Origin of the sequence: Campylobacter sp. CH246, assembly GCF_004378835.1 — a bacterium.
In the GTDB taxonomy this organism is placed as follows: domain Bacteria; phylum Campylobacterota; class Campylobacteria; order Campylobacterales; family Campylobacteraceae; genus Campylobacter_D; species Campylobacter_D jejuni.
Map to the genome: position 1 here is coordinate 1 of NZ_RYYA01000041.1, position 237 is coordinate 237.

At 22.4% G+C, this 237-nt stretch carries 1 pseudogene; it reads left to right on the forward strand.

Annotated features, from left to right (window positions below):
* Positions 1–237, forward strand: a pseudogene (locus tag ELQ06_RS08600) (motility associated factor glycosyltransferase family protein); the annotation flags it as partial.

A 237-nucleotide genomic window follows, 5' to 3' on the forward strand; every position in this document is an offset into this window, starting at 1 on the left:
CTTTATCCTGTATTATATTTTTATGGTTTTGGAAATGGAATTTTATTTAAAGCTTTATTGCAAAATAAAAATCATCAACATATTGTTGTTTTTGAAAAAGATATAGAAATCATTTGGATAATGTTTCATATCTTAGATTTTTCAAATGAATTACAAAGTGCAAGATTGATGGTTTTGAATACAAATAAACTAGAAATTCAAGATTATAATGAACTTTGTTCTTCTAAACCTTTCTTT